At 70.6% G+C, this 18328-nt stretch carries 19 protein-coding genes and 1 pseudogene; 9 read left to right on the top strand and 11 right to left on the bottom strand.

Going from position 1 to position 18328, the window contains the following annotated elements:
• Positions 1 to 11: 11 nt before the first annotated feature.
• The 3 genes from QMK30_RS07390 to QMK30_RS07380 all read right to left on the bottom strand — a co-directional run bounded on the left by QMK30_RS07390 (position 12) and on the right by QMK30_RS07380 (position 2393).
• Positions 12 to 1073 carry a hypothetical protein gene (locus QMK30_RS07390; RefSeq protein ID WP_283516375.1) on the bottom strand — a complete coding sequence of 354 codons (1062 nt, stop codon included), beginning with the start codon at positions 1071 to 1073 and terminating at the stop codon, positions 12 to 14.
• Between the two features lie 274 nt (positions 1074 to 1347).
• Positions 1348 to 1593 (bottom strand): DUF397 domain-containing protein, encoded by a 246-nt coding sequence (locus QMK30_RS07385; protein WP_283516374.1) that lies wholly within the window; start codon positions 1591 to 1593, stop codon positions 1348 to 1350.
• Positions 1590 to 2393: a helix-turn-helix domain-containing protein gene (locus QMK30_RS07380; protein WP_283516373.1), complete on the bottom strand. Its 804-nt coding sequence runs from the start codon at positions 2391 to 2393 to the stop codon at positions 1590 to 1592. The genes QMK30_RS07385 and QMK30_RS07380 overlap by 4 nt, the downstream gene beginning before the upstream one ends.
• An 84-nt stretch (positions 2394 to 2477) precedes the next feature.
• Here QMK30_RS07380 and QMK30_RS07375 point away from each other — a divergent pair, with 84 nt between their 5' ends.
• Genes QMK30_RS07375 through QMK30_RS07365 form a run of 3 tightly spaced genes read left to right on the top strand, consistent with a single transcriptional unit; the run spans position 2478 to position 3465 of the window.
• Positions 2478 to 2867 carry an ATP-binding protein gene (locus QMK30_RS07375; RefSeq protein WP_283516372.1) on the top strand — a complete coding sequence of 130 codons (390 nt, stop codon included), beginning with the start codon at positions 2478 to 2480 and terminating at the stop codon, positions 2865 to 2867.
• Positions 2868 to 2899: 32 nt separating this feature from the next.
• On the top strand, positions 2900 to 3181 hold the full coding sequence (locus tag QMK30_RS07370; protein ID WP_283516371.1) for a type II toxin-antitoxin system Phd/YefM family antitoxin: 282 nt from the start codon (positions 2900 to 2902) through the stop codon (positions 3179 to 3181).
• Positions 3182 to 3186: 5 nt separating this feature from the next.
• Positions 3187 to 3465 (top strand): type II toxin-antitoxin system RelE family toxin, encoded by a 279-nt coding sequence (locus QMK30_RS07365; RefSeq protein WP_283516370.1) that lies wholly within the window; start codon positions 3187 to 3189, stop codon positions 3463 to 3465.
• A gap of 77 nt (positions 3466 to 3542) precedes the next feature.
• Here the strand turns inward: QMK30_RS07365 and QMK30_RS07360 are convergent, their stop codons facing one another.
• From QMK30_RS07360 to QMK30_RS07350, 3 genes are all read right to left on the bottom strand, one after another.
• Positions 3543 to 4211, bottom strand: a complete 669-nt coding sequence (locus QMK30_RS07360) for a DUF5063 domain-containing protein (RefSeq protein ID WP_283516369.1) — start codon at positions 4209 to 4211, stop codon at positions 3543 to 3545.
• A complete protein-coding gene (gene recR / locus QMK30_RS07355) occupies positions 4204 to 4803 on the bottom strand; it encodes a recombination mediator RecR (protein ID WP_283516368.1) in 600 nt (199 codons plus the stop codon). The genes QMK30_RS07360 and recR overlap by 8 nt, the downstream gene beginning before the upstream one ends.
• 72 nt (positions 4804 to 4875) lie before the next feature.
• Positions 4876 to 5211 carry a YbaB/EbfC family nucleoid-associated protein gene (locus QMK30_RS07350; protein WP_283516570.1) on the bottom strand — a complete coding sequence of 112 codons (336 nt, stop codon included), beginning with the start codon at positions 5209 to 5211 and terminating at the stop codon, positions 4876 to 4878.
• 347 nt (positions 5212 to 5558) lie between these two features.
• On the opposite strand from QMK30_RS07350, the gene QMK30_RS07345 reads away from it, so the two are divergent.
• Positions 5559 to 6320, top strand: a complete 762-nt coding sequence (locus tag QMK30_RS07345) for an SLATT domain-containing protein (protein ID WP_283516367.1) — start codon at positions 5559 to 5561, stop codon at positions 6318 to 6320.
• A 278-nt stretch (positions 6321 to 6598) separates the two neighbouring features.
• Here QMK30_RS07345 and QMK30_RS07340 read toward each other — a convergent pair whose 3' ends face one another.
• From QMK30_RS07340 to QMK30_RS07325, 4 genes are all read right to left on the bottom strand, one after another.
• Positions 6599 to 7249 (bottom strand): putative DNA-mimic protein, encoded by a 651-nt coding sequence (locus QMK30_RS07340; RefSeq protein ID WP_283516569.1) that lies wholly within the window; start codon positions 7247 to 7249, stop codon positions 6599 to 6601.
• Positions 7250 to 7328: 79 nt separating this feature from the next.
• Positions 7329 to 9890, bottom strand: coding sequence for a glycosyltransferase (locus QMK30_RS07335; protein ID WP_283516366.1), 2562 nt, complete (start codon positions 9888 to 9890; stop codon positions 7329 to 7331).
• On the bottom strand, positions 9887 to 10612 hold the full coding sequence (locus tag QMK30_RS07330) for a GntR family transcriptional regulator (RefSeq protein ID WP_283516365.1): 726 nt from the start codon (positions 10610 to 10612) through the stop codon (positions 9887 to 9889). Before QMK30_RS07330 ends, QMK30_RS07335 begins: the two co-directional genes overlap by 4 nt.
• Before the next feature lie 451 nt (positions 10613 to 11063).
• On the bottom strand, positions 11064 to 12458 hold the full coding sequence (locus QMK30_RS07325) for an aspartate aminotransferase family protein (RefSeq protein WP_283516364.1): 1395 nt from the start codon (positions 12456 to 12458) through the stop codon (positions 11064 to 11066).
• A 187-nt stretch (positions 12459 to 12645) separates the two neighbouring features.
• Between QMK30_RS07325 and QMK30_RS07320 the strand changes: the two genes are divergently transcribed.
• From QMK30_RS07320 to QMK30_RS07310, 3 genes are all read left to right on the top strand, one after another.
• Positions 12646 to 13245, top strand: coding sequence for a DJ-1/PfpI family protein (locus tag QMK30_RS07320; protein WP_283516363.1), 600 nt, complete (start codon positions 12646 to 12648; stop codon positions 13243 to 13245).
• A gap of 32 nt (positions 13246 to 13277) precedes the next feature.
• Positions 13278 to 13778, top strand: a complete 501-nt coding sequence (locus QMK30_RS07315; RefSeq protein ID WP_283516568.1) for a MarR family winged helix-turn-helix transcriptional regulator — start codon at positions 13278 to 13280, stop codon at positions 13776 to 13778.
• A 66-nt stretch (positions 13779 to 13844) separates the two neighbouring features.
• Positions 13845 to 15635 (top strand): serine/threonine-protein kinase, encoded by a 1791-nt coding sequence (locus QMK30_RS07310; RefSeq protein ID WP_283516362.1) that lies wholly within the window; start codon positions 13845 to 13847, stop codon positions 15633 to 15635.
• 106 nt (positions 15636 to 15741) lie between these two features.
• Here the strand turns inward: QMK30_RS07310 and QMK30_RS07305 are convergent, their stop codons facing one another.
• Positions 15742 to 17025: an adenylosuccinate synthase gene (locus QMK30_RS07305; RefSeq protein ID WP_283516361.1), complete on the bottom strand. Its 1284-nt coding sequence runs from the start codon at positions 17023 to 17025 to the stop codon at positions 15742 to 15744.
• Positions 17026 to 17190: 165 nt separating this feature from the next.
• On the opposite strand from QMK30_RS07305, the gene QMK30_RS07300 reads away from it, so the two are divergent.
• Positions 17191 to 18027 (top strand): diacylglycerol kinase family protein, encoded by an 837-nt coding sequence (locus tag QMK30_RS07300; RefSeq protein ID WP_283516360.1) that lies wholly within the window; start codon positions 17191 to 17193, stop codon positions 18025 to 18027.
• A 7-nt stretch (positions 18028 to 18034) separates the two neighbouring features.
• Positions 18035 to 18328: pseudogene (locus QMK30_RS07295) on the top strand (efflux permease Rv1217c-related protein); the annotation flags it as partial.

The raw sequence follows: 18328 nt of genomic DNA, 5'->3' as shown, positions 1-18328 counted from the left end.
CTCCCGCACGCTCATTCCGCCTCCCTGAGCAGCTTCGCCTCACCGACGTCCGCCGCCAGCCAGTGAGCCAGCTCGCCGTGCGTGGGGCGCGGGATGATGCGCGGCTTGAGGCCCCCCGCCGCACGCGCTTCGGCCGCTCGCCGGGCCACGTCGACCTGCGCGGGGGCGGCGCGGAAGGTGTCCGGGACGGCCTCGACGACCACCCGCGCCTCCTCCGCCGCGTCGTACGCGATCATCTCCTCGCGGCACTCGGCGCAGATTCCCCCGGTCAGCGTCACCACCGTCTCGGGCTCGTCGCAGCCCATGCAGACGATCACGGCGCGGGCGATGCGGGCCGGTGCGGCGCTCTCACCGGTGGAACCGGTGGATTCCTCGGACGGCATCTTCTTCTCCAATCGGCTACGAGCGATCGCGCCCGGGCTGTGCATGGGGTTCGGCAGTCCGTCGGTCAGGGCGTGCGTGAGCTGGTCCGTCGTCACACCCCGCGCCAGCCAGCCCGCCGCGAGGCCTTCCAGCGCGGCGCACTCGGCGGCGGCCAGGGTCATACGCGGGTTGGTGCGGCCGAGATGGGCGAGCGTGCGGTACGCGACGGACCTTTCCGCCGGGGCGGGTTGCGGGGCGGGCTGCCCGGCACCCTCCTGGCCGCCGGCCCGCCTCTCCAGCTCCGTCAGGTCAATCCCGCGCAGGCCGCCCACGAACGACTTCCACCAGTCGTCGTCCCTCGCCGTCCGCGAGAAGTACGTCCGCGTCACCCAGCGGAAGCTGCTGTCCTCCAGCTCCAGGTGTTCCTTCACCCGGCGCAGATGCCCGGCGTCGGAAAGGAAGTTCAGCGCCTTGCCGCAGGCCTGCTGGCCGAAGTCGGCGATGTTCGCGGCGAGGGGCTTGTACCCGATCGCGGCGCCGTCGGGCAGCCGGTCGATGTACGCCGCGACCGCCGCCTCTCGCGGGCGCAGGTGTACGAAGTCCGCCTCGCCGCGCGGTTTCTGGTCGTGAGCGCTCCGCTTTCCGTAGCCGGTCTTGGCCAGGGGGTGTGCGGGCGCGGGCAGGGCAGCACTAAAGTTGGCAGCAGCCACGATCGAGGCCTCATTCGATCCGTAGGTCAGGCCCCGGTTCGGTGTTGGTGCACCGGCCGGGGCTGTTTATTGCTGCGAACCTAGACCGCCGCCACGCTGCGGCGCAACCCGATCACGGAAAGTCATCTCGGCTTGTCAGCGCGAGACTTGAGGGGTGGGGGGAGGGTGGGTGGTTTCCACTGGACCGCCCATTCCTTTGGGAAGGGCTCGGACCCCGAGGCCCGGAACCCGAAGCCCGGAACCCGAGGCTTGAGCTCCGGGCCGACCTGCGGCTTCAGCCGCGCACGGCGTACGTGACGAACGCGGCCCAGGACGCGGCGGGGAGCGTCAACTCCGGGCCGGCGGTCAGCTTGGAGTCGCGGACGTGGATGGCGGCGGGGCAGGAAGTGGACACCTCTACGCAGGCGCCGCCCTCGTCATCGCTGTACGTGGACTTACGCCATTCCAGCGCGACTTCGATGCAGTTGGCGCCCTCGTCGTCGCTGTAGCTGGATTTGAACCACTGAAGTTGTCCGGTCATAGCTCATCCACCATTTTCTCGATGAAGCTGGCCGAGTCGGCGGGGCCGAGGGCCACTGCGCGAATCATGCTAAGTCGTTCCGTGTGCGCGCTGACCACTTCCGGATCGGAAGTCAACTGACTCACCGACTGGCCGTCGGACAGGGCGTAGCGCTCATGGTCGCGCGTTTCGAGGAGCAGCATCGGCCCATTGAGGGCGCTAGTAATGGCACGAGCGAAGGGCAGCACTTGGATCGAGATATTGGCCCGGTCCCCCATCTCCAAGAGGTGCAAAGCCTGCCCCTTGTCCACTCCCGGGCCACGCAGAGCCGCTTCGTACACCACATAGCTGAGCGGAACCGTCGGTCTACCGTCAAAGAACGACTGACGGTCCAACCTGGCCGCGATCCGGCCCTCGGCCGTCTCCTTGTCATACGGAGGGTGGCGATTGCCGATCAGCCGCCGCACATACCTCTCGGTCTGCAACAGCCCTGGGATCAACGCGACTTCGTACGACCACACACTGATCGCCTCAAGCTCGTGCAGCATGAAGCTCTGCGCCCGCACCGGGAACTTCTCCCGTTTCAGGTACTCCTTCGCCGCACTCAACTTGCCGTTCGCGCTGAACAGCGCGTCCGCCGTGTCGAGCAGCCGGGGTGTGGGCATGCGTACGCCCTGCTCCATGGACTTCACCGTCGCCGACGAGTAATTCGCCGCCGCGCCCAGTTCCTCGCGGGTCACGCCCGACTGCGTACGCCAGCGCAGCACTTGGTTTCCGCAGTAGCGCCACGTGCCCGGCGGCTGGGAGTCCTGGAGAGACACAGCTCGTACCTCCTACCGATACACCACACCATGTATCCACTCGGTCACTCCCGAGCGTAACCACCTGACCACCACGCTGTAACCATGAACGACACAATGCCCACCACCGGGAAGCGGTTCGCCCGTGCCACCGTCTCCGTGCCCGCCGCCCGCGCCTTCGCGCGCGAGGTTCTCGGCGAGGCGTGCGGCCGGGGCCTGGACGACGTACTTCTGTGCGTCTCGGAGCTCGCGACCAACGCCGTCCGGCACGGGGTTCCCGTGGGCGGGGCGTTCCTGCTCGAGGTCGGTGCGGACGAGCGGTGCGTGCGCGTCGAATGCCACGATGCGGGCCGCCGGCTCCCCCGCGTCCGGCATCCCGACCACGACGAGCAGGGCGGACGCGGGCTGCTGCTGGTCGACGCGGTCGCGTCGCGGTGGGGCGTCGGGGAGCGGCCGTTCGGCAAGTTCGTGTGGTTCGAGCTGGACAACGAATAAGGCGCTTCATGTACACCTGCTACATTCATTACATGAGTGAGCCTGTAGTCGAATCCATGGCCGAGGTCCGGAGCCACCTCGCGGACGCCATCGACCGCGCGCGACGCGACGCCACCCCTACCGTCATCACCCGTCGAGGCAAAGAGGAAGCCGTACTGGTCGACATCGACGAGTACCGGCGACTGCGGCACCTCGCGGAGCTGAGCGAAGACGCCTGGCTCAACCAGCTGGCCGACGAGGCCGAGGCCGAGGGGACGGACGACTCGGTCTCCCTTGAGCAGATGGCCGCGCAACTGCGTTCGCACCACGGCTGATTCTCATGGGATTCGTCACGAGGTTCACCCCGCACGCCCAGCGGGACATGCTCAAGATCCCGCGCCCCGACGCCCTGCGCATCCTCCACCGCCTCGCTGAACTCCAGGCGGCAATGGATCAGGGAGACACCGCGGCTTTCGATATCAAAGCCCTCCAGGGCCACAGCGCCCGTTGGCGTCTGCGAGTGGGCGACTATCGCGCCGTGTACACCGTCGAGGACGGCGAACTCATCCTGTGGGTACTGACAGTCGCGAATCGCCGCGACGTCTACCGCGCCATGTGAACCAGCCGTGCCAGACCGGCCCGGCATCCGGTGGGCGCCGCCCGTGGAGGGCGGCGCCTGCCGTAGACCATGGCTGCTCAGGTCGCCGTGCTGCTCGTGCGCAGGCCCAGCGGGCCCGCGATCTCCTCCAGCATGACCTTGCCCGCTTCCTCCGCGAGGTCGCTCTCCGCGATGGCCTCGTCCGTGTCCAGGCCGTCCAGCTCCTGGAGCGGCTGGTCGAGGCGGACGTGGGCGAGCAGGGACTGGAGGGCGCGCAGGGTCGCCGAGGCGGTGGATCCCCAGTTGGAGAAGTACGAGAACTGCCACCACCACAGGGCCTCGCTCGTGCGGCCCGCCCGGTAGTGCGCGAGGCCGTGGCGGAGGTCGGTGACGATGTCCGCGAGGTCGTCGGAGATGCGGCAGGCCACGGGGGGCTTGCGCGGCTCGTACGGGTCGAAGACCTCGTTGTAGACGTCGATCGGGTCGAGCATGACGGCGAACCGCTCGCGCAGGTCGTCCACGTCCGGCTCCGGGCCGAGGTCCGGCTCGTACCGCTCGTCGGGGACGATGTCTTCGTGCGCGCCCAACCGGCCGCCCGCGAGGAGGAGTTGGGATACCTCCAGCAGGAGGAACGGGACAGCGCTGTTCGGCTCGTCGCCCTTTGCCACTTCCGTGACAACGACGATGAAGCTCTCGATCTGGTCGGCGATCTGGACGGCGAAATTGTCCGGATCCTGTGTGACCGCGTGCAGCGTGGCGTCAGACATCGAGCAATCGTCTCCCCTCGAAGGCACGGCCCAGCGTGACCTCGTCGGCGTACTCAAGATCTCCCCCGACGGGGAGTCCACTGGCGAGCCGGGTCACGCGCAGACCCATCGGCTTGATCATCCGTGCCAGGTAGGTGGCCGTGGCCTCCCCCTCCAGGTTCGGATCGGTGGCCAGGATCAGTTCGGTGACCGCACCGTCCGCGAGGCGCGTCAGCAGCTCGCGGATCCGCAGGTCGTCGGGGCCCACGCCCTCGATGGGGCTGATGGCGCCGCCGAGCACGTGGTACTTCCCGCGGAATTCCCGTGTCCGCTCGACCGCGACCACGTCCTTGGGCTCCTCGACGACACAGATGACCGACGGGTCACGGCGCGGGTCGCGACAGATGCCGCACCGCTCCTCCTGTGCCACGTTCCCGCACACCGCGCAGAAGCGGACCTTGTCCTTGACCTCAAGGAGGGCATGGGCAAGGCGGCGGACATCGGTCGGCTCGGCCTGCAGGATGTGGAAGGCGATCCGCTGCGCGCTCTTGGGACCGACGCCGGGCAGCCTGCCCAACTCGTCGATGAGGTCCTGGACCACGCCTTCGTACAACGGATTGCCTTCCTAGTCCTGCTGGTCGCGCACGTCCTGCTTGCTTCGTACGGTAGTTGCCGCGGGGCCGTCTCAGAAGGGCAGGCCCGGCATGCCGTCCAGCCCCTGGGCCAGCGGGCCGAGCTTCTGCTGCTGGAGGTCCTGCGCGTTCTCGTTCGCGGCCTGGACCGCGGCGACGATCAGATCCGCGAGCGTTTCGGTGTCATCGGGGTCGACCGCCTTCGGGTCGATCAGCAGGCCACGCAGCTCACCGGAGCCGTTGACGGTGGCCTTGACGAGTCCACCGCCCGCCTGTCCTTCGACCTCGGTGCGCGCGAGCTCCTCCTGCGCCACCGCGAGGTCCTGCTGCATCTTCTGGGCCTGCTGGAGGAGCTGCTGCATATCGGGCTGGCCACCACCGGGAATCAAGGTCACTCCTGGCATTTCGACGACGACATTTCGGTAGGGCGAGCCTACGTGTTCGACGGGCACCGTGCCCCATGCCGTACGAGGCGACTCTTTCGGGTGAGACGCGAAAACCGGCATCGAGCTCCTCTACCTGATCACGCCGTGTTTCCCGGCGGACATCCCTGGATCCCGTCCCTACCGCCCACCATTCGGCGGTAGGAAGTGGAGGAGCATGCGCATCAGTGCGCATCAGTGCGCCCAGCGCGCCTTGCGCGTCCAGTGCGCCCCGTGTGCCTTCGGTACACACGCGAGCACCGCACGTCACGTAACGCAGTGTCGGGAACAGCCAGAGCGCAGAGGAGTACCCGGTGAGCCAGCCGGAGATGCAGCCCGAGGGGCCGGCCCGGAAGGAGGCCTGGGAAGCCGAGCGGCCGTACGACGAGGACGATCTGACCGGGAGGCCCTTCCCCCTCGGCGACTGGGGTGAGCCGGCGGAACGACTCGACGAGCTCTACCGGTGGGTCGAGCAGGGCGCGCTGCGCACCGCCGACTGGTACCTGGCCGACCGCGCGTGGAAGCGGCGCGGGGCCAGGGTGCTGCGGGCCGGGACGGCCATCGGCGTGATCACCGGCGCGGCGCTGCCGCTGCTCGACGTGACCGGGGCGCTGAACGGGGTCGCCGGGTGGGGCTATGTGTCGCTGCTCCTCGGAGCGGCCTGCACGGCCTGCGACCGGTACTTCGGGCTGACGTCGGGATGGATGCGGGACGTGGCCACGGCGCAGGCCGTGCAGCGGCGCCTTCAGGCGCTCCAGTTCGACTGGGCCTCGGAGAGTGTGCGCGAGGTGCTCGGGCCCACGGACGGGACGGCGAGCGAGGCGGCGGAGCGGTGCCTCGCGGTGCTGCGGCTGTTCTCCGACGACGTGACGGAGCTGGTGCGCTCGGAGACGGCGGACTGGATGGTGGAGTTCCGGTCCGGGCCCTCGCCGCTGGCGGTGCAGTCGCTGGGCGCGGCCGGCGGTACGGGGGGCGGCGGGCGCCCGGAGGGGCCGGTGCTGCCGGGCCGCTACGCGCTGCCGCCCGGGACCCGGCCGAACATGCCGCGCCAGCGGCCACCGGAGACGCCGCGCTGAGTCCCCTCGGGGGGCGCGGTACGGACGCCCCCGGCCCCCCGGGGGCGTGCGGGCGCAGTGCGGAGACTCCCGGCCCCCCCGGGGGGGCGTGCGGGCGGGAGTCCCCTCGGGGGGCGGTGTGGACCTCCCCGGCCCTCGCAGGGCGTGGGGGCGTGCGCGAGGGCGGGCGTGGGGCGTGCGAGGCGCCACGCGCCCCCGTGCGGCGATCTGCGCGCCGGGGGCGGCTGGGTGGTGGAGTGAGCCGGTCCGGGATCGCGCGGCCCCCGGCCGGCGTCGGCTCAGCTGAAGATGATCATTGACCCCTGGCCGAGGCTTCTGGTGGCCGCCGCGTGCAGGCCCAGCCAAACATGACGCTCCCGGGCGAAGGGGTTGTCGTCGGGCGGCTGCGGGCCCGCCGGCTCCTCCAGCGTGGTGGGGCGCTCGGGCGGGCGCGGTGGCGACGGCGGGTTCGCCGGGTCTATGCCGATCGACCTGGCCACCACCTCCAGCTCGCGCAGCAGACCCTGGGTGGAGCCCAGGGGGCCGCCGCCCGCCAGCAGCTCCTCGTTGGACAGCGGCGCGGTGTAGTCCACCGGGACATAGGCGCCCGCGTGGTCGTAGTGCCAGACCAGGTGCGACTGCTGGGCCGTCGACTCGAACATCTCCAGGAGCTGCTCGTAGTCACCGCCCAGCGCGTCGACCGGGCTCACCTCCAGGCCGCAGAGCTGCAGGAGGTACGCGCGGCGCAGGAAGTGCAGGGCGTCGTAGTCGAAGCCCGCCACCGGGGCGACATCGCCCGAGAGGCCCGGCATGTAGGCGAAGACGGGAACGGTCGGCAGGCCCACTTCGGTGAGGGCCTTGTCGTACGTAGCGATCTCTTCGGCGAAAGGATTGTCGGGGCTGTGGCACAGCACATCGACGAGGGGGACCAGCCACAGGTCACAGGCCACGTACGGCTCGCTCTCCACTGGATTCGTGCGACGGTCAGGGCAGCGTAGTGCTCCGCACACGCTGCGCACAGTTCGCGGGTCAACTGCGCCCGCGCACCTCCCATACCCAGACGCCGCCCACGGGCTTCCCGTCGCGCCCCAGCAACTTCGTCACGGCGGTGTACAGCGCCTCCGCGTTGTCCTGCGGGGCGAGCACCACGATGCCCGCCCGCCAGTACTCCAGGTCGGCCCGCGCCTGCGCCTGCCAATTGGGGCCGATGGGCGGGATCTTGGCACCGTAACGGATGTCGCGCAGCAGGCGTGAGGTGTGGCGCGGGGGCGCGCCGTATATGCCGATGCGCTCCTCGCCCCACGGCCCGTTGAAGTAACCGCCGGGCACCGGGAAATCGCGGCCGGTCGTCGCGGACTGCCAGCGCAGGGCCTCCGCGTTGCCGGGGTCAGGGAGCGGAACGGGGACCAGGGATTCACCCTCGCCCAGGTACGACTTCCACCTGCCGTCGGCGATGAACGGCGGTATCTCGGGCCGGTCCCGCGTCGGCATCGTCGTCGGCACGATGGGCAGCAGCGCGAGCGCCACCGCGACCAGACCGAGGGTGCGGCTCAGGTCGGGCACTCGGTCGCCCGCGGCGCCCACGTTCCGCGCACGGCCGGCACCAACTCCCGTTCTCCGCACACGGTCCGGCGCGTCCCGGTCAACGTCAACGTCTACATCTATATCCACATCGCCATCGACGGCCCGGGTCGCCCACAGCTGATCCACCGCGAGGGCGATCAGGATGCCCAGCGCCGGGGCACAGATCATCGCGACCCGCGACTCGATCACCGACTCGAAGAGAGGCTGATGGGCCAGCACCCGCCACGGCCCCGGCAGCACCACATCGGTGTACGGGATACGGAACTTGGGGCCGAGGGAGAGCAGCGCCGCCGCGAGCGCGGTGAAGGTGAGCGCCTTGACCAGGGCCAGGCGCCACAGGCTCAGCACGATCGCGAGGACCAGACCGGCCAGCGGCCAGCCGTAGAACGCGTTCTGCTCGGTGCGGTTCATGGCGAGCGGGTCGGCCCGCGCCTCGTCACCGGCCAGCGCGCGCCCGGAGAACTCCAGGAAGGCGAGCGGGCTGTTGCCGGCGTTGTCGCCGTGCAGCACGCTGTGATAGCTCTGCGGGCCGAAGAACTGCCAGTACAGCGGCACCGCGACCAACGGCAGACACACCGCGGCTGCGATCCCGAGCCCCTTCAGCAAAGGCCGCCGGGCCGCCCGCGCGACGTCGGGGCGTGCGAGCCCGTACGACAGCGCGAAGAGCAGCATCCCCATCGCGGCGAGCAGCAGCGGCTCCTCGCCGAGGAAGATCTGGTACGTCGCGAAGAGGCCGAGGAGGACCCCGTCGCGTACGACCCTCTTGCCCTCGCAGAGCCGCAACGCGCGGTCCACGATCACCGGGATCATGAACAGCACGGCGAAGTTGGGGTGGGCGTTGGCGTGCGAGATCATCGGCGGCGCGAAGGCGCACAGCCCGGCGCCGACCGCCGCCGCCCACCGGTTGCGGACGAGCCGCTTCGCGATCAGCCAGTACCAGGCGACCGCGGTCCCGGCCAGCCCCAGGCTCAGTACGAGCGCCCAGGTCACGGTCGGCCCGAAGAGCAGGGTCACGGGGGCGAGCGGGACGGACAGGCCGAGCATGACGGTGTTGGCCATCAGGTTCACACCGTCGGGGAAGTTCTGCACGGTCGTGAAGAGCGGGTTGCGCAGATGCGCGACATTGTCGGCGGTGACCGCGAAGAACCACTCCCACTGGTTCTGGTCCTGCCCCGAGTCGGCGAGATAGCGGTGGTCGAGGTCGGCCCACAACCCCTTGTAGAGGAGGACGGACCCGAGTAGGAAGAGACCGGCGACGGCAAGATCAACTCGCCTCACCCGTACCCTCCGTGCGGCGCGTGCCTTGAGCCGTACGAGCTCGAACAGCACCTTGCCGTAGTCACCGGGCCGGACCTTGGACCCCTCCTGATGCGACCACCGCACCGGAACCTCGGCCACCGGCCACCCCTCCCGCCGGAAGAACTGCAGGATCTCCACGTCGATGCCCCATCCGTCGAGGCGGGCATCGGCGAACGCGGTCCGCGCCTTGTCCCCGTCGAACAGCTTGAAGCCGCACTGCGTGTCCTTGATGCCGGGCACGGCGACGGCCCGTATGAGCCGGTTGCCGAGACGCCCGAGCCGCTCCCGTACGCGCCGCTGATGCACCTCTATGGCCGAGTCGGGGTGCGCGCGCGAACCGATCGCGGCGGTCAGCGACTCGTCCGCCAGCTGCTTGTCGAGCCGGTCCAGTTCCTCGATGGGGGTCGCCAGGTCGGCATCGGTGACGAGCACCCGGGCGCCGCACGAGGCGAGGACACCGAGCCGCAGGGCGTGCCCCTTGCCGCGGTTGGCGTCACCCGCGACGAGGTGGATGCGCGGCTCGTCGGCCGCGGCGGCGAGGACGGCGTCGGCGGTGCCGTCGGCCGAGCCGTCGTCGACGACGATCAGCTCCCAGGTGCCCCAACGGCCCGGATCCGCGCCCAGATGCGCGCAGATCGCGTCCAGTGTGGGGCCCAGCCGCTGTTCCTCGTTGTACGCGGGGACGACGACGGTCAGATCAACACTCACCGCGACGGACGCTCCAGGTCTGCGGGGCTCCCGGGCCGCGCCGGGTCTCCCAGGCACTCCAGGTGTTCCGCCCAGGCCAGGGCGGAAGCGTGGTACGCGCCGATCACACCGAGCACCTCGTCGGAGTCCCCCCGGGTGACCGCTTCCACGACCTCCGGGTAGCCGCTCCACAGCCGCTCCCCTGCCTTCGGGTCGACGCGCAGATACGGCACGGAGAAGACCCAGCAGCGGACGCGCAGTTGGTGCAGGAACTCCGAGATGAAGGGGTTGCCGATGAGCGTCCCCAGCTCCCGCCAGAACCGCAGGTCGTACCCGATGAGGATGTCCAGATCGCCGGCCCGCGCCGCCCGCGCGGCCTCGTCGGCCCGCCGCCGGACCGACATCAGCACCTCGACGCGCGCCCGGCCGAGGGCGCTCGCGGCGAGCTTGCGGAAGATGCCGTCGATGATCAGGGAGCGCGCCTCGACCATGCCGCGGAAGTCGTCGACGGAGATCTCACAGACGCGGAAACCGCGGTGCTGATCGGAGTCGAGCAGACTCTGCGCGGCGAGATCGACCAGCGCCTCTCTGACGGGCGTCGCGGAGACGCCGTACTGCTCGGCGATCTGCTTGACGGTGAATTCCTGCCCCGGCCGCAAGCGCCCCGCAAGCACCTCGTCACGCAGCGCGTCGGCTATCTGCTGCCGCAGGGTGTTGCGGGTCACAGGTCCGCTCGCGGGCATGGCGTATTTCCCCTTCGTCTGACTTCGGACACCTTAGGCGCTGTCCGAACCGACCCGGAGAGCCTACGGCGCGCGAGGGGCGCACGTGGGGCGCAAAAGGGGGCGCGGGGTGAGGGTGGGGGTTAGCAGGCGCCGGGGCCGCCCCGCCTGCTCGCCGGTCCGCTCGCCGGCGCGACGAGGGTGACAGCGCACGCGCGGCGGCGCCCCCTCCACACGGAAGTGTGTGACAGGGGGCGCCCCGGCGTCTGTGTCCGCTGTGGCGTCGGCGTCGGCGTCGGCCAGGGCATCCGCGTCGGCGGGGGCCCTGGCGTCGCGGGTGGCCGGTGGTAAAGGGCCTGGCCTTAAGCGGGGTACGGTGGCTACGCACCAGAGGTTCTCTCTCCGGTGTCACGCCCCCGGGTCGTCGCACACCGCGGGGGCATTTTCATGCCCTGACGCCGGCCGGTGCGCGCTACACCGTGTGCTCGTCCGCCACCGAGAGCGCCGCGTCCAGGGCCGACAGGCCCTCCTTCGCCTCCGCCTCCGTGACGTTGCAGGGCGGGACCACGTGGGTGCGGTTCATGTTGATGAAGGGCCACAGGCCGTTCTTCTTGCAGGCCGCGCCGAAGGCCGCCATCGGGGCGTTCGCCGCGCCCGTCGCGTTGTACGGGACCAGCGGCTCTCGGGTCTCCCTGTCGCGTACGAGCTCCAGCGCCCAGAACATGCCCGTGCCGCGGATCTCGCCGATGCTCGGGTGGCGCTCCGCGAGGTCGCGCAGGCCCGGGGCGATCACCGTGTCACCGATGTGCGCGGCGTTCTCGACGATGCGCTCCTCGTCCATCGCCCGGATCGTCGCGACGGCCGCCGCGCAGGCCAGCGGGTGGCCCGAGTAGGTGAGCCCGCCGGGGTAGGGGCGGGTCGAGAAGGTCTCGGCGATCTCGGCCGAGATCGCCACGCCGCCCAGCGGCACGTAACCCGAGTTCACGCCCTTCGCGAAGGTCATCAGGTCGGGCACGACGTCGTAGTGCTCGGCGGCGAACCACTTGCCCGTGCGGCCGAAGCCCGCCATGACCTCGTCGAGGACGAAGACGATGCCGTGCCGGTCGCAGAGCTCGCGGACACCCGCGAGGTAGCCGGGCGGCGGGGTCATGATGCCGGCCGTGCCGGGGATCGTTTCGAGCACGATCGCCGCGACGGACTGCGGGCCCTCGAAGGCGATGGTGTCTTCCAGGTGCTGGAGCGCGCGGGCGCACTCCTCGGCCTCGGTCTGCGCGTAGAACGACGAGCGGTAGAGGTACGGCGCCCAGAAGTGGACGGTGCCCGACGTGCCGTTGTCGGACGGCCAGCGGCGCGGGTCGCCGGTGAGGTTGATCGCGGTGGAGGTGCCGCCGTGGTACGAGCGGTACGCGGCCAGCACCTTGTTGCGGCCCGTGTGCAGACGGGCCATGCGGACGGCGTTCTCGATGGCCTCGGCGCCGCCGTTGGTGAAGAAGATCTTGTCGAGGTCGCCGGGGGTCCGCTCGGCGATGAGGCGTGCGGCCTCGGAGCGGGACTCGACGGCGAAGGCGGGCGCGAAGGTGGTGAGCTTCCCCGCCTGCTCCTGGATCGCGGCGACGACCTTCGGGTGCTGGTAGCCGATGTTGGTGAAGACCAGGCCACTGGTGAAGTCGAGGTACCGGTTGCCCTCGTAGTCCCAGAAGTACGAACCCTCGGCGCCGGCGACGGCGAGCGGATCGATCAGGCCCTGGGCGGACCAGGAGTGGAACACGTGCGCGCGGTCCGCGGCCTTCACGGCCGCGCCGGCAGTGGGGCCTCCCCTGCTCGAACGGATTTGAGAGCTTGGGGAAGGGTCGACATGAGGGGTCATGGGCCAAGGGTAGATACGGCCCGGCGGGAGGCGACATGGCCACCTTGTATGGACTGCGCCACTTTCGTCGGCAGGGTGTCGAGGAGAGGCGGGCGCATTCATTGACAGAGTGCTGTCGATTTGACAGTATGTTGTCAACGAACTTCGGAACGCACTTGCGAACGCACTTCGAAACGAGGAGCTCCCCATGGCCGGCAAGACCGTGTACCTCGCCGTGTACAACACCTTCGCCGACTGGGAGACGGGCCACACCACGGCCCATCTCACCCAGCACGGCTACACCGTCAAGACCGTCGGCGCGACCACCGAGCCCGTCACCACCATGGGCGGCCTGCGCATCCAGCCCGACCTCGCGCTCCACGACGTACGGGCCGGGGACGACGACACCGCCCTGCTGATCCTCACCGGCGCCCAGCTCTGGGACACCGGCGACGAGCTCGCCCCCTTCGCCCGCGCCGCGCGCACCTTCCTCGACGCGGGGGTGCCGGTCGCCGCGATCTGCGGGGCGACGGCCGGGCTGGCGCGCGAGGGGCTGCTGGACAACCGGACGCACACCAGCGCCGTCTCCTTCTATCTCGACGCCACCGGCTACAAGGGCGGCGAGCACTACCGCGAGTCCGACGCCGTCACCGACCACGACCTGATCACGGCGGGGCCGACCGAGCCCGTGGCGTTCGCCCGCGAGGTCTTCGCGCGGCTCGGGGTGTACGAGGGCGAGAAGCTCGACGCGTGGTACCGGCTGTTCCACGACTCGGACGCCTCCGCCTACGAAGTGCTGGAGTCGTGAGCGACGAGCAGGAGGAGCGGGTGGAGCAGGACATGCTCACCCGTACCGCGCTCGGCGTCTTCCGGCTCAATGGCCAATTCCTCGGCGTGTCCGAGCAGTTGGCCAAGCCGGGCGGTCTCACAGCCGCCCGCTGGCAGGTCCTCGGCGCCGTACTGCGCGAGCCGATGCCCGTCGCCGGGATCGCCCGCGCCATGGGCATCACCCGCCAGAGCGTGCAGCGGATCGCCGATCTGCTGGTCGCCACCGGGCTCGCCGAGTACGCACCCAACCCGGCCCACCGCCGCGCCAAACTGCTGCGCCCCACCGAGGCCGGAGCGGACGCGGTGCGGAAGATCGGTCCCGGCCATGCGGAGCTGGCGGCGCGGCTCGGCGCGGAGCTGGGCGCGGAGGCGTTCGCGGAAACGGTGCGGGTGCTGGAGCGGCTGTCCAAAGCACTGGACGCGGTCGCGGAACTGCCGGAGCCCACGCAGGCGTCGGACAGTACAGAAGCACAGGACCTTGGTCACCGTCCGGAGTTTCCGTCCGGACCGTGAAATGTCCTACCAGCGCACTATCCTTCGGTCCGTTGGGGGACTCGTCGGGGGAGGGACAGCGCTGCCATGGAAATACTGGGGCCGGAAGATCCACAACAGATCGGTGCCTACCGGCTGCTGGCGCGGCTCGGCGCGGGCGGTATGGGCCAGGTCTTCCTGGCCCGCTCCGGCCGGGGCCGTACCGTCGCCGTCAAGCTGGTGCGCCAGGAGCTCGCCGAGCAGGAGGAGTTCCGCAGCCGCTTCCGCCAAGAGGTGGCCGCGGCCAGGCGCGTCGGCGGCCGATGGACCGCGCCGGTCCTCGACGCCGACACCGAGGCCACGATCCCGTGGGTCGCCACGGGTTACGTCGCCGGGCCCAGCCTCCAGTCGGTCGTGTCGGCCGGATCCGGCTCGGCGGCCGGAGGCGGGGCCGCCGCGGGGCACGGGCCGCTGCCCGAGCGCTCCGTCCACATCCTGGGGGCCGGTCTCGCGCACGCGCTCAAGGACATCCACGGCGCCGGCCTCATCCACCGCGACCTCAAGCCGTCCAACGTCCTGATCACCATCGACGGGCCCCGCGTCATCGACTTCGGCATCGCGCGGGCACTGGAGACGGTCACGGACGCCGGGCTGACCAGAGCCGGCGCCCTGGTCGGCTCCCCCGGCTTCATGGCCCCCGAGCAGGTGCGCGGCGAGCCGATCACGCCCGCGTGCGACATCTTCTGCCTGGGCTCGGTGCTGGCGTACGCGTCGACGGGCCGGCTGCCGTTCGGCACGGCCGACAGCGGTGTGCACGCGCTGATGTTCCGGATCGCGACCCAGCCCCCGGAGCTCGGCGACGTACCGGAGGGGCTGCGGGACCTGATCGGGGACTGCCTGCTCCAGGACCCGACGGCGCGCCCCACCCCGGAGCAGATCCTGGAGCGCACCCGCGGAGCGGACGGTGAGCCCTGGCTGCCGGGCGCGCTGGTGGCCCAGCTCGGCAACCACGCGATCCAGTTGCTGGAGCTGGAGTCGGAGGGCCCGGCCCCGGGCAGCGAGAACGGCGCGGCGCCGGCCGCCCCGCCCGGTGGCGGTGTGCACGCCCTGCCGACGATCATCACGGCGCCGACCCCGCCCCCGACAGCGGGCCCGAACGCGAGCGGCCCTCCGGCGCCTCCGGCCCTGGCCCCGACACCGCCGTACGCCTCGTACAGCTACCCACAGCCCCAGCAGCCCCACCCGCACCACACCCCGCCCAGCGGGTACGGCCCCCACGGGCCGCTGTACGCCTACCAGCCGACCACGCCCGAGCCCGCGCCCCGCACCGGCCGCTCCACCGCCGCGCTGATCACGGTGGCGCTGCTGGTCGCGCTCGGCGCGGGCGGGTCCGTGTACGCCTTCATGAACACCGGTGAGGACGAGCAGCACTCCGGCCCGGTCAACACGCTGCCGACCGTGTCCGCGAACGGCCCCACGGACGACGGCAAGAACACGGCGCCGCCCCCGTCGCCCAACGGCTCGCCCACGCAGGCCACCAAGGGGGGCTCCATACCCGAGGAGTACCTCGGCGCCTGGAGCGGCACCATCGGCGACACGGGCCAGGACACCCGCCGTATCGTCCTCCAGCAGGGCGAGATCGGCGACACGGTTCTCTCGCTCACCGCCGACGGACCGCTCGCGGTCGGCACGTACCACTGCGTGTTCCAGGCGGAGTTGACCGCGCCCCCGAGCGGCGGCGCTCCCCTGAAGATCGGCCCGTCCCGGGTCACGGCCGGCGAGCCCATGGCATCCTGCGAGCCCGGCAAACCGACCGAGCTGACCCTGGAGCCGGACGGGACGCTGCGCCGGACGACCACCGCCACCGGGGAGTCGGTCACCTACACCAAGTCGGGCTGACCCGGCACGGCCGTGCGCGACCGGAACAAGCGAAGGGGCCACGGCGCGCATGCGCGCCGTGGCCCCTTCGCTTGTTCACTCGCTCAACTTGTTCACTTGCCCACTGCTAGATGAACGAGTTGATCTGGATCGTCTCGGTGCGGCCGGGGCCGACACCGATCGCCGAGATCGGCGCGCCGGACATGTCCTCCAGCGCCTTCACGTAGTCCTGCGCGTTCTTCGGCAGGTCGTCGAAGGTCTTCGCCTTGGTGATGTCCTCGGACCAGCCGGGCAGGTTCTCATAGATCGGCTTCGCGTGGTGGAAGTCGGTCTGGTTGTACGGGAGTTCCTCGACGCGCTTGCCGTCGATCTCGTACGCCACACACACCGGGATCTCGTCCCAGCCGGTCAGCACGTCCAGCTTCGTGAGGAAGAAGTCCGTGAGGCCGTTGACCCGCGTCGCGTAACGCGCGATCGGAGCGTCGAACCAGCCGCAGCGACGGTCGCGGCCGGTGGTCACGCCGCGCTCGCCACCGATGCGGCGCAGCGCCTCACCGTCCGCGTCGAAGAGCTCGGTCGGGAACGGACCGGCGCCCACACGCGTCGTATAGGCCTTGAGGATGCCGATGACGCGGCTGATCTTCGTCGGGCCCACGCCCGTACCCGTGCAGGCGCCGCCCGCGGTCGGGTTCGACGACGTCACGAAGGGGTACGTGCCGTGATCGACATCCAGCAGCGTGCCCTGGCCCCCCTCGAAGAGGACGACTTTGTCCTCGTCGAGCGCGTTGTTGAGGAGCAGCGTGGTGTCGGCGACGTAACCCTTGATCTGCTCGCCGTAGCCGAGAAGCTCCTCGACGATCTGGGCGGCGTCGATCGCACGACGGTTGTACAGCTTCGCCAGGATCTGGTTCTTGCCGTCGAGCGCGGCCTCCACCTTCTGCTGGAGGATCGACTCGTCGTAGAGGTCCTGGACGCGGATCCCGACGCGGTTGATCTTGTCGGCGTAGGCCGGACCGATTCCGCGGCCCGTCGTGCCGATCTTCCGCTTGCCGAGGAAGCGTTCCGTCACCTTGTCCACAGTCGTGTGGTACGACGTGATCAAATGCGCGTTTCCGCTGATCAGCAGCTTGGACGTGTCGACACCACGCGCGTTCAGGCCGCTCAGCTCGGAGAGCAGGACCGCCGGGTCGATGACGACACCGTTACCAATGACCGGCGTGCATTCCGGCGTGAGGATTCCGGAAGGGAGGAGATGCAGCGCATACTTCTGGTCGCCGACGACGACCGTGTGGCCGGCGTTGTTGCCGCCCTGATAGCGCACTACATAGTCCACGGATCCACCGAGCAGGTCGGTGGCCTTTCCCTTGCCTTCGTCACCCCACTGAGCACCGAGCAGCACAAGTGCGGGCACAGGCGTACACCCCTTCCGGGCGGGGCATGTCCAAGGTCAGGGGGCGTACGTACGGCGTACGCCTGATACTGAGCCGTTGGACCGGGTGCCCCGGAATAGACCAAGCCCCTGGCGCAATAGCGCAAGGGGCTCTTGCACAAAGATGCTACCCGAGGAAGGACCGAGGTGTCGGCTCCAGAGCCCACCGCGAACACCGCGCATCCGCTGCTGGTGCTCATCGACCCGGTCGCCCGGCGTACGGACGGCGAGTCCGTACGTATCGCCAAGGACGTGCTGAGCGCCGGAGCGTCCGCCAAAATCTGCCTCCCCGAGGGGCCTGAGGAGTTCGCGCGGGCCCTTGCCCGCCGGGGCAGTAGGCGGCCCGTGGTGGTCGGCGACGACCGGGCGCTGCTGCGTACGGTGGCCCTGCTGCACCGGGAGAGAGGGCTCGGCGCCCGGGAACTCTCGCTGGTGCCGGTGGGGGCGGGGCTCGATCTCGCCCGGTCGCTCGGCGTGCCGACGAGTGCGGTGGCGGCGGCCCGCGCGGTCCTGGAAGGGGCCGCGCACCGGCTCGATCTGCTGGTCGACGAGAGCGACGGGGTGGTCCTCGGCGATCTACGCATCCCCGCGCCGATGCCCGTGACGCCACCCGTGCCCTCGGTGTGGCACGCCTGCCGCTCGCTGGTGCGGACCCTGGTCGGGCCCGCGCCGCCCGCCCCGCTGTCCGTCATGCGGGCCTACCGTCTGCGGGTGGAGGCGGACGGGGTCCTGCTGAACGATCTGGACCGGCCGGTCGAAGGGATCTCGGTGTTCTCCCGCGCGGGCCGGGCGCAGGTGGTGATCCGGCCGCAGGGCGGTGAGCCGGTACGGGTGGACGCGCTGACGGTGACCGTGTCCGGCCCGGACTTCCGCTACCGGGCGGACGCGCTGGTGACGGGCCCGGTGCGGACCCGGACGTGGACGGTACGGCCGGGGGCGTGGTCGCTGACCCTGCCGTTGCCCTTGCCCCTGCCTGCGGTCTGAGCGGCACGGACACGGGAAGGAGCCCGGCCCGATCGTGGGTGCCTCGCTGGCCCAACTCCCCGCGATCTGGCTGCTCGGCGGCCTGGCGGTGCTGCTGTACGGAGTCGTCCCGAGGGCGGCGGTGGCGGCCTGGGCGGTGGCGGGGCCGACGCTCGCGCTGGGCTGGATCGGCCCGGCGCTGGAGATCCCGCAGTCGGTGCTGAACCTGTCCCCCTTCGGGCACCTGCCGAAGCTGCCGGGCACCGAGATGGCGTGGACGCCGGTGGTGGTGCTGACGCTGATCGCGGCGGGGCTGGTGGGG

The organism is Streptomyces sp. H27-C3, assembly GCF_030063415.1.
GTDB lineage: Bacteria > Actinomycetota > Actinomycetes > Streptomycetales > Streptomycetaceae > Streptomyces.
This window is presented reverse-complemented; position numbering and strand designations above follow the sequence as displayed.

Excerpts from the sequence above, each read along its gene's own strand:
- QMK30_RS07385 (WP_283516374.1), bottom strand. The coding sequence starts at position 1,593 with ATGACCGGACAACTTCAGTGGTTCAAATCCAGCTACAGCGACGACGAG.
- QMK30_RS07375 (WP_283516372.1), top strand. The coding sequence starts at position 2,478 with ATGAACGACACAATGCCCACCACCGGGAAGCGGTTCGCCCGTGCCACC.
- QMK30_RS07370 (WP_283516371.1), top strand. The coding sequence starts at position 2,900 with ATGAGTGAGCCTGTAGTCGAATCCATGGCCGAGGTCCGGAGCCACCTC.
- QMK30_RS07365 (WP_283516370.1), top strand. The coding sequence starts at position 3,187 with ATGGGATTCGTCACGAGGTTCACCCCGCACGCCCAGCGGGACATGCTC.
- QMK30_RS07360 (WP_283516369.1), bottom strand. The coding sequence starts at position 4,211 with ATGTCTGACGCCACGCTGCACGCGGTCACACAGGATCCGGACAATTTC.
- QMK30_RS07330 (WP_283516365.1), bottom strand. The coding sequence starts at position 10,612 with ATGCCCGCGAGCGGACCTGTGACCCGCAACACCCTGCGGCAGCAGATA.
- QMK30_RS07325 (WP_283516364.1), bottom strand. The coding sequence starts at position 12,458 with ATGACCCCTCATGTCGACCCTTCCCCAAGCTCTCAAATCCGTTCGAGC.
- QMK30_RS07320 (WP_283516363.1), top strand. The coding sequence starts at position 12,646 with ATGGCCGGCAAGACCGTGTACCTCGCCGTGTACAACACCTTCGCCGAC.
- QMK30_RS07315 (WP_283516568.1), top strand. The coding sequence starts at position 13,278 with ATGCTCACCCGTACCGCGCTCGGCGTCTTCCGGCTCAATGGCCAATTC.
- QMK30_RS07310 (WP_283516362.1), top strand. The coding sequence starts at position 13,845 with ATGGAAATACTGGGGCCGGAAGATCCACAACAGATCGGTGCCTACCGG.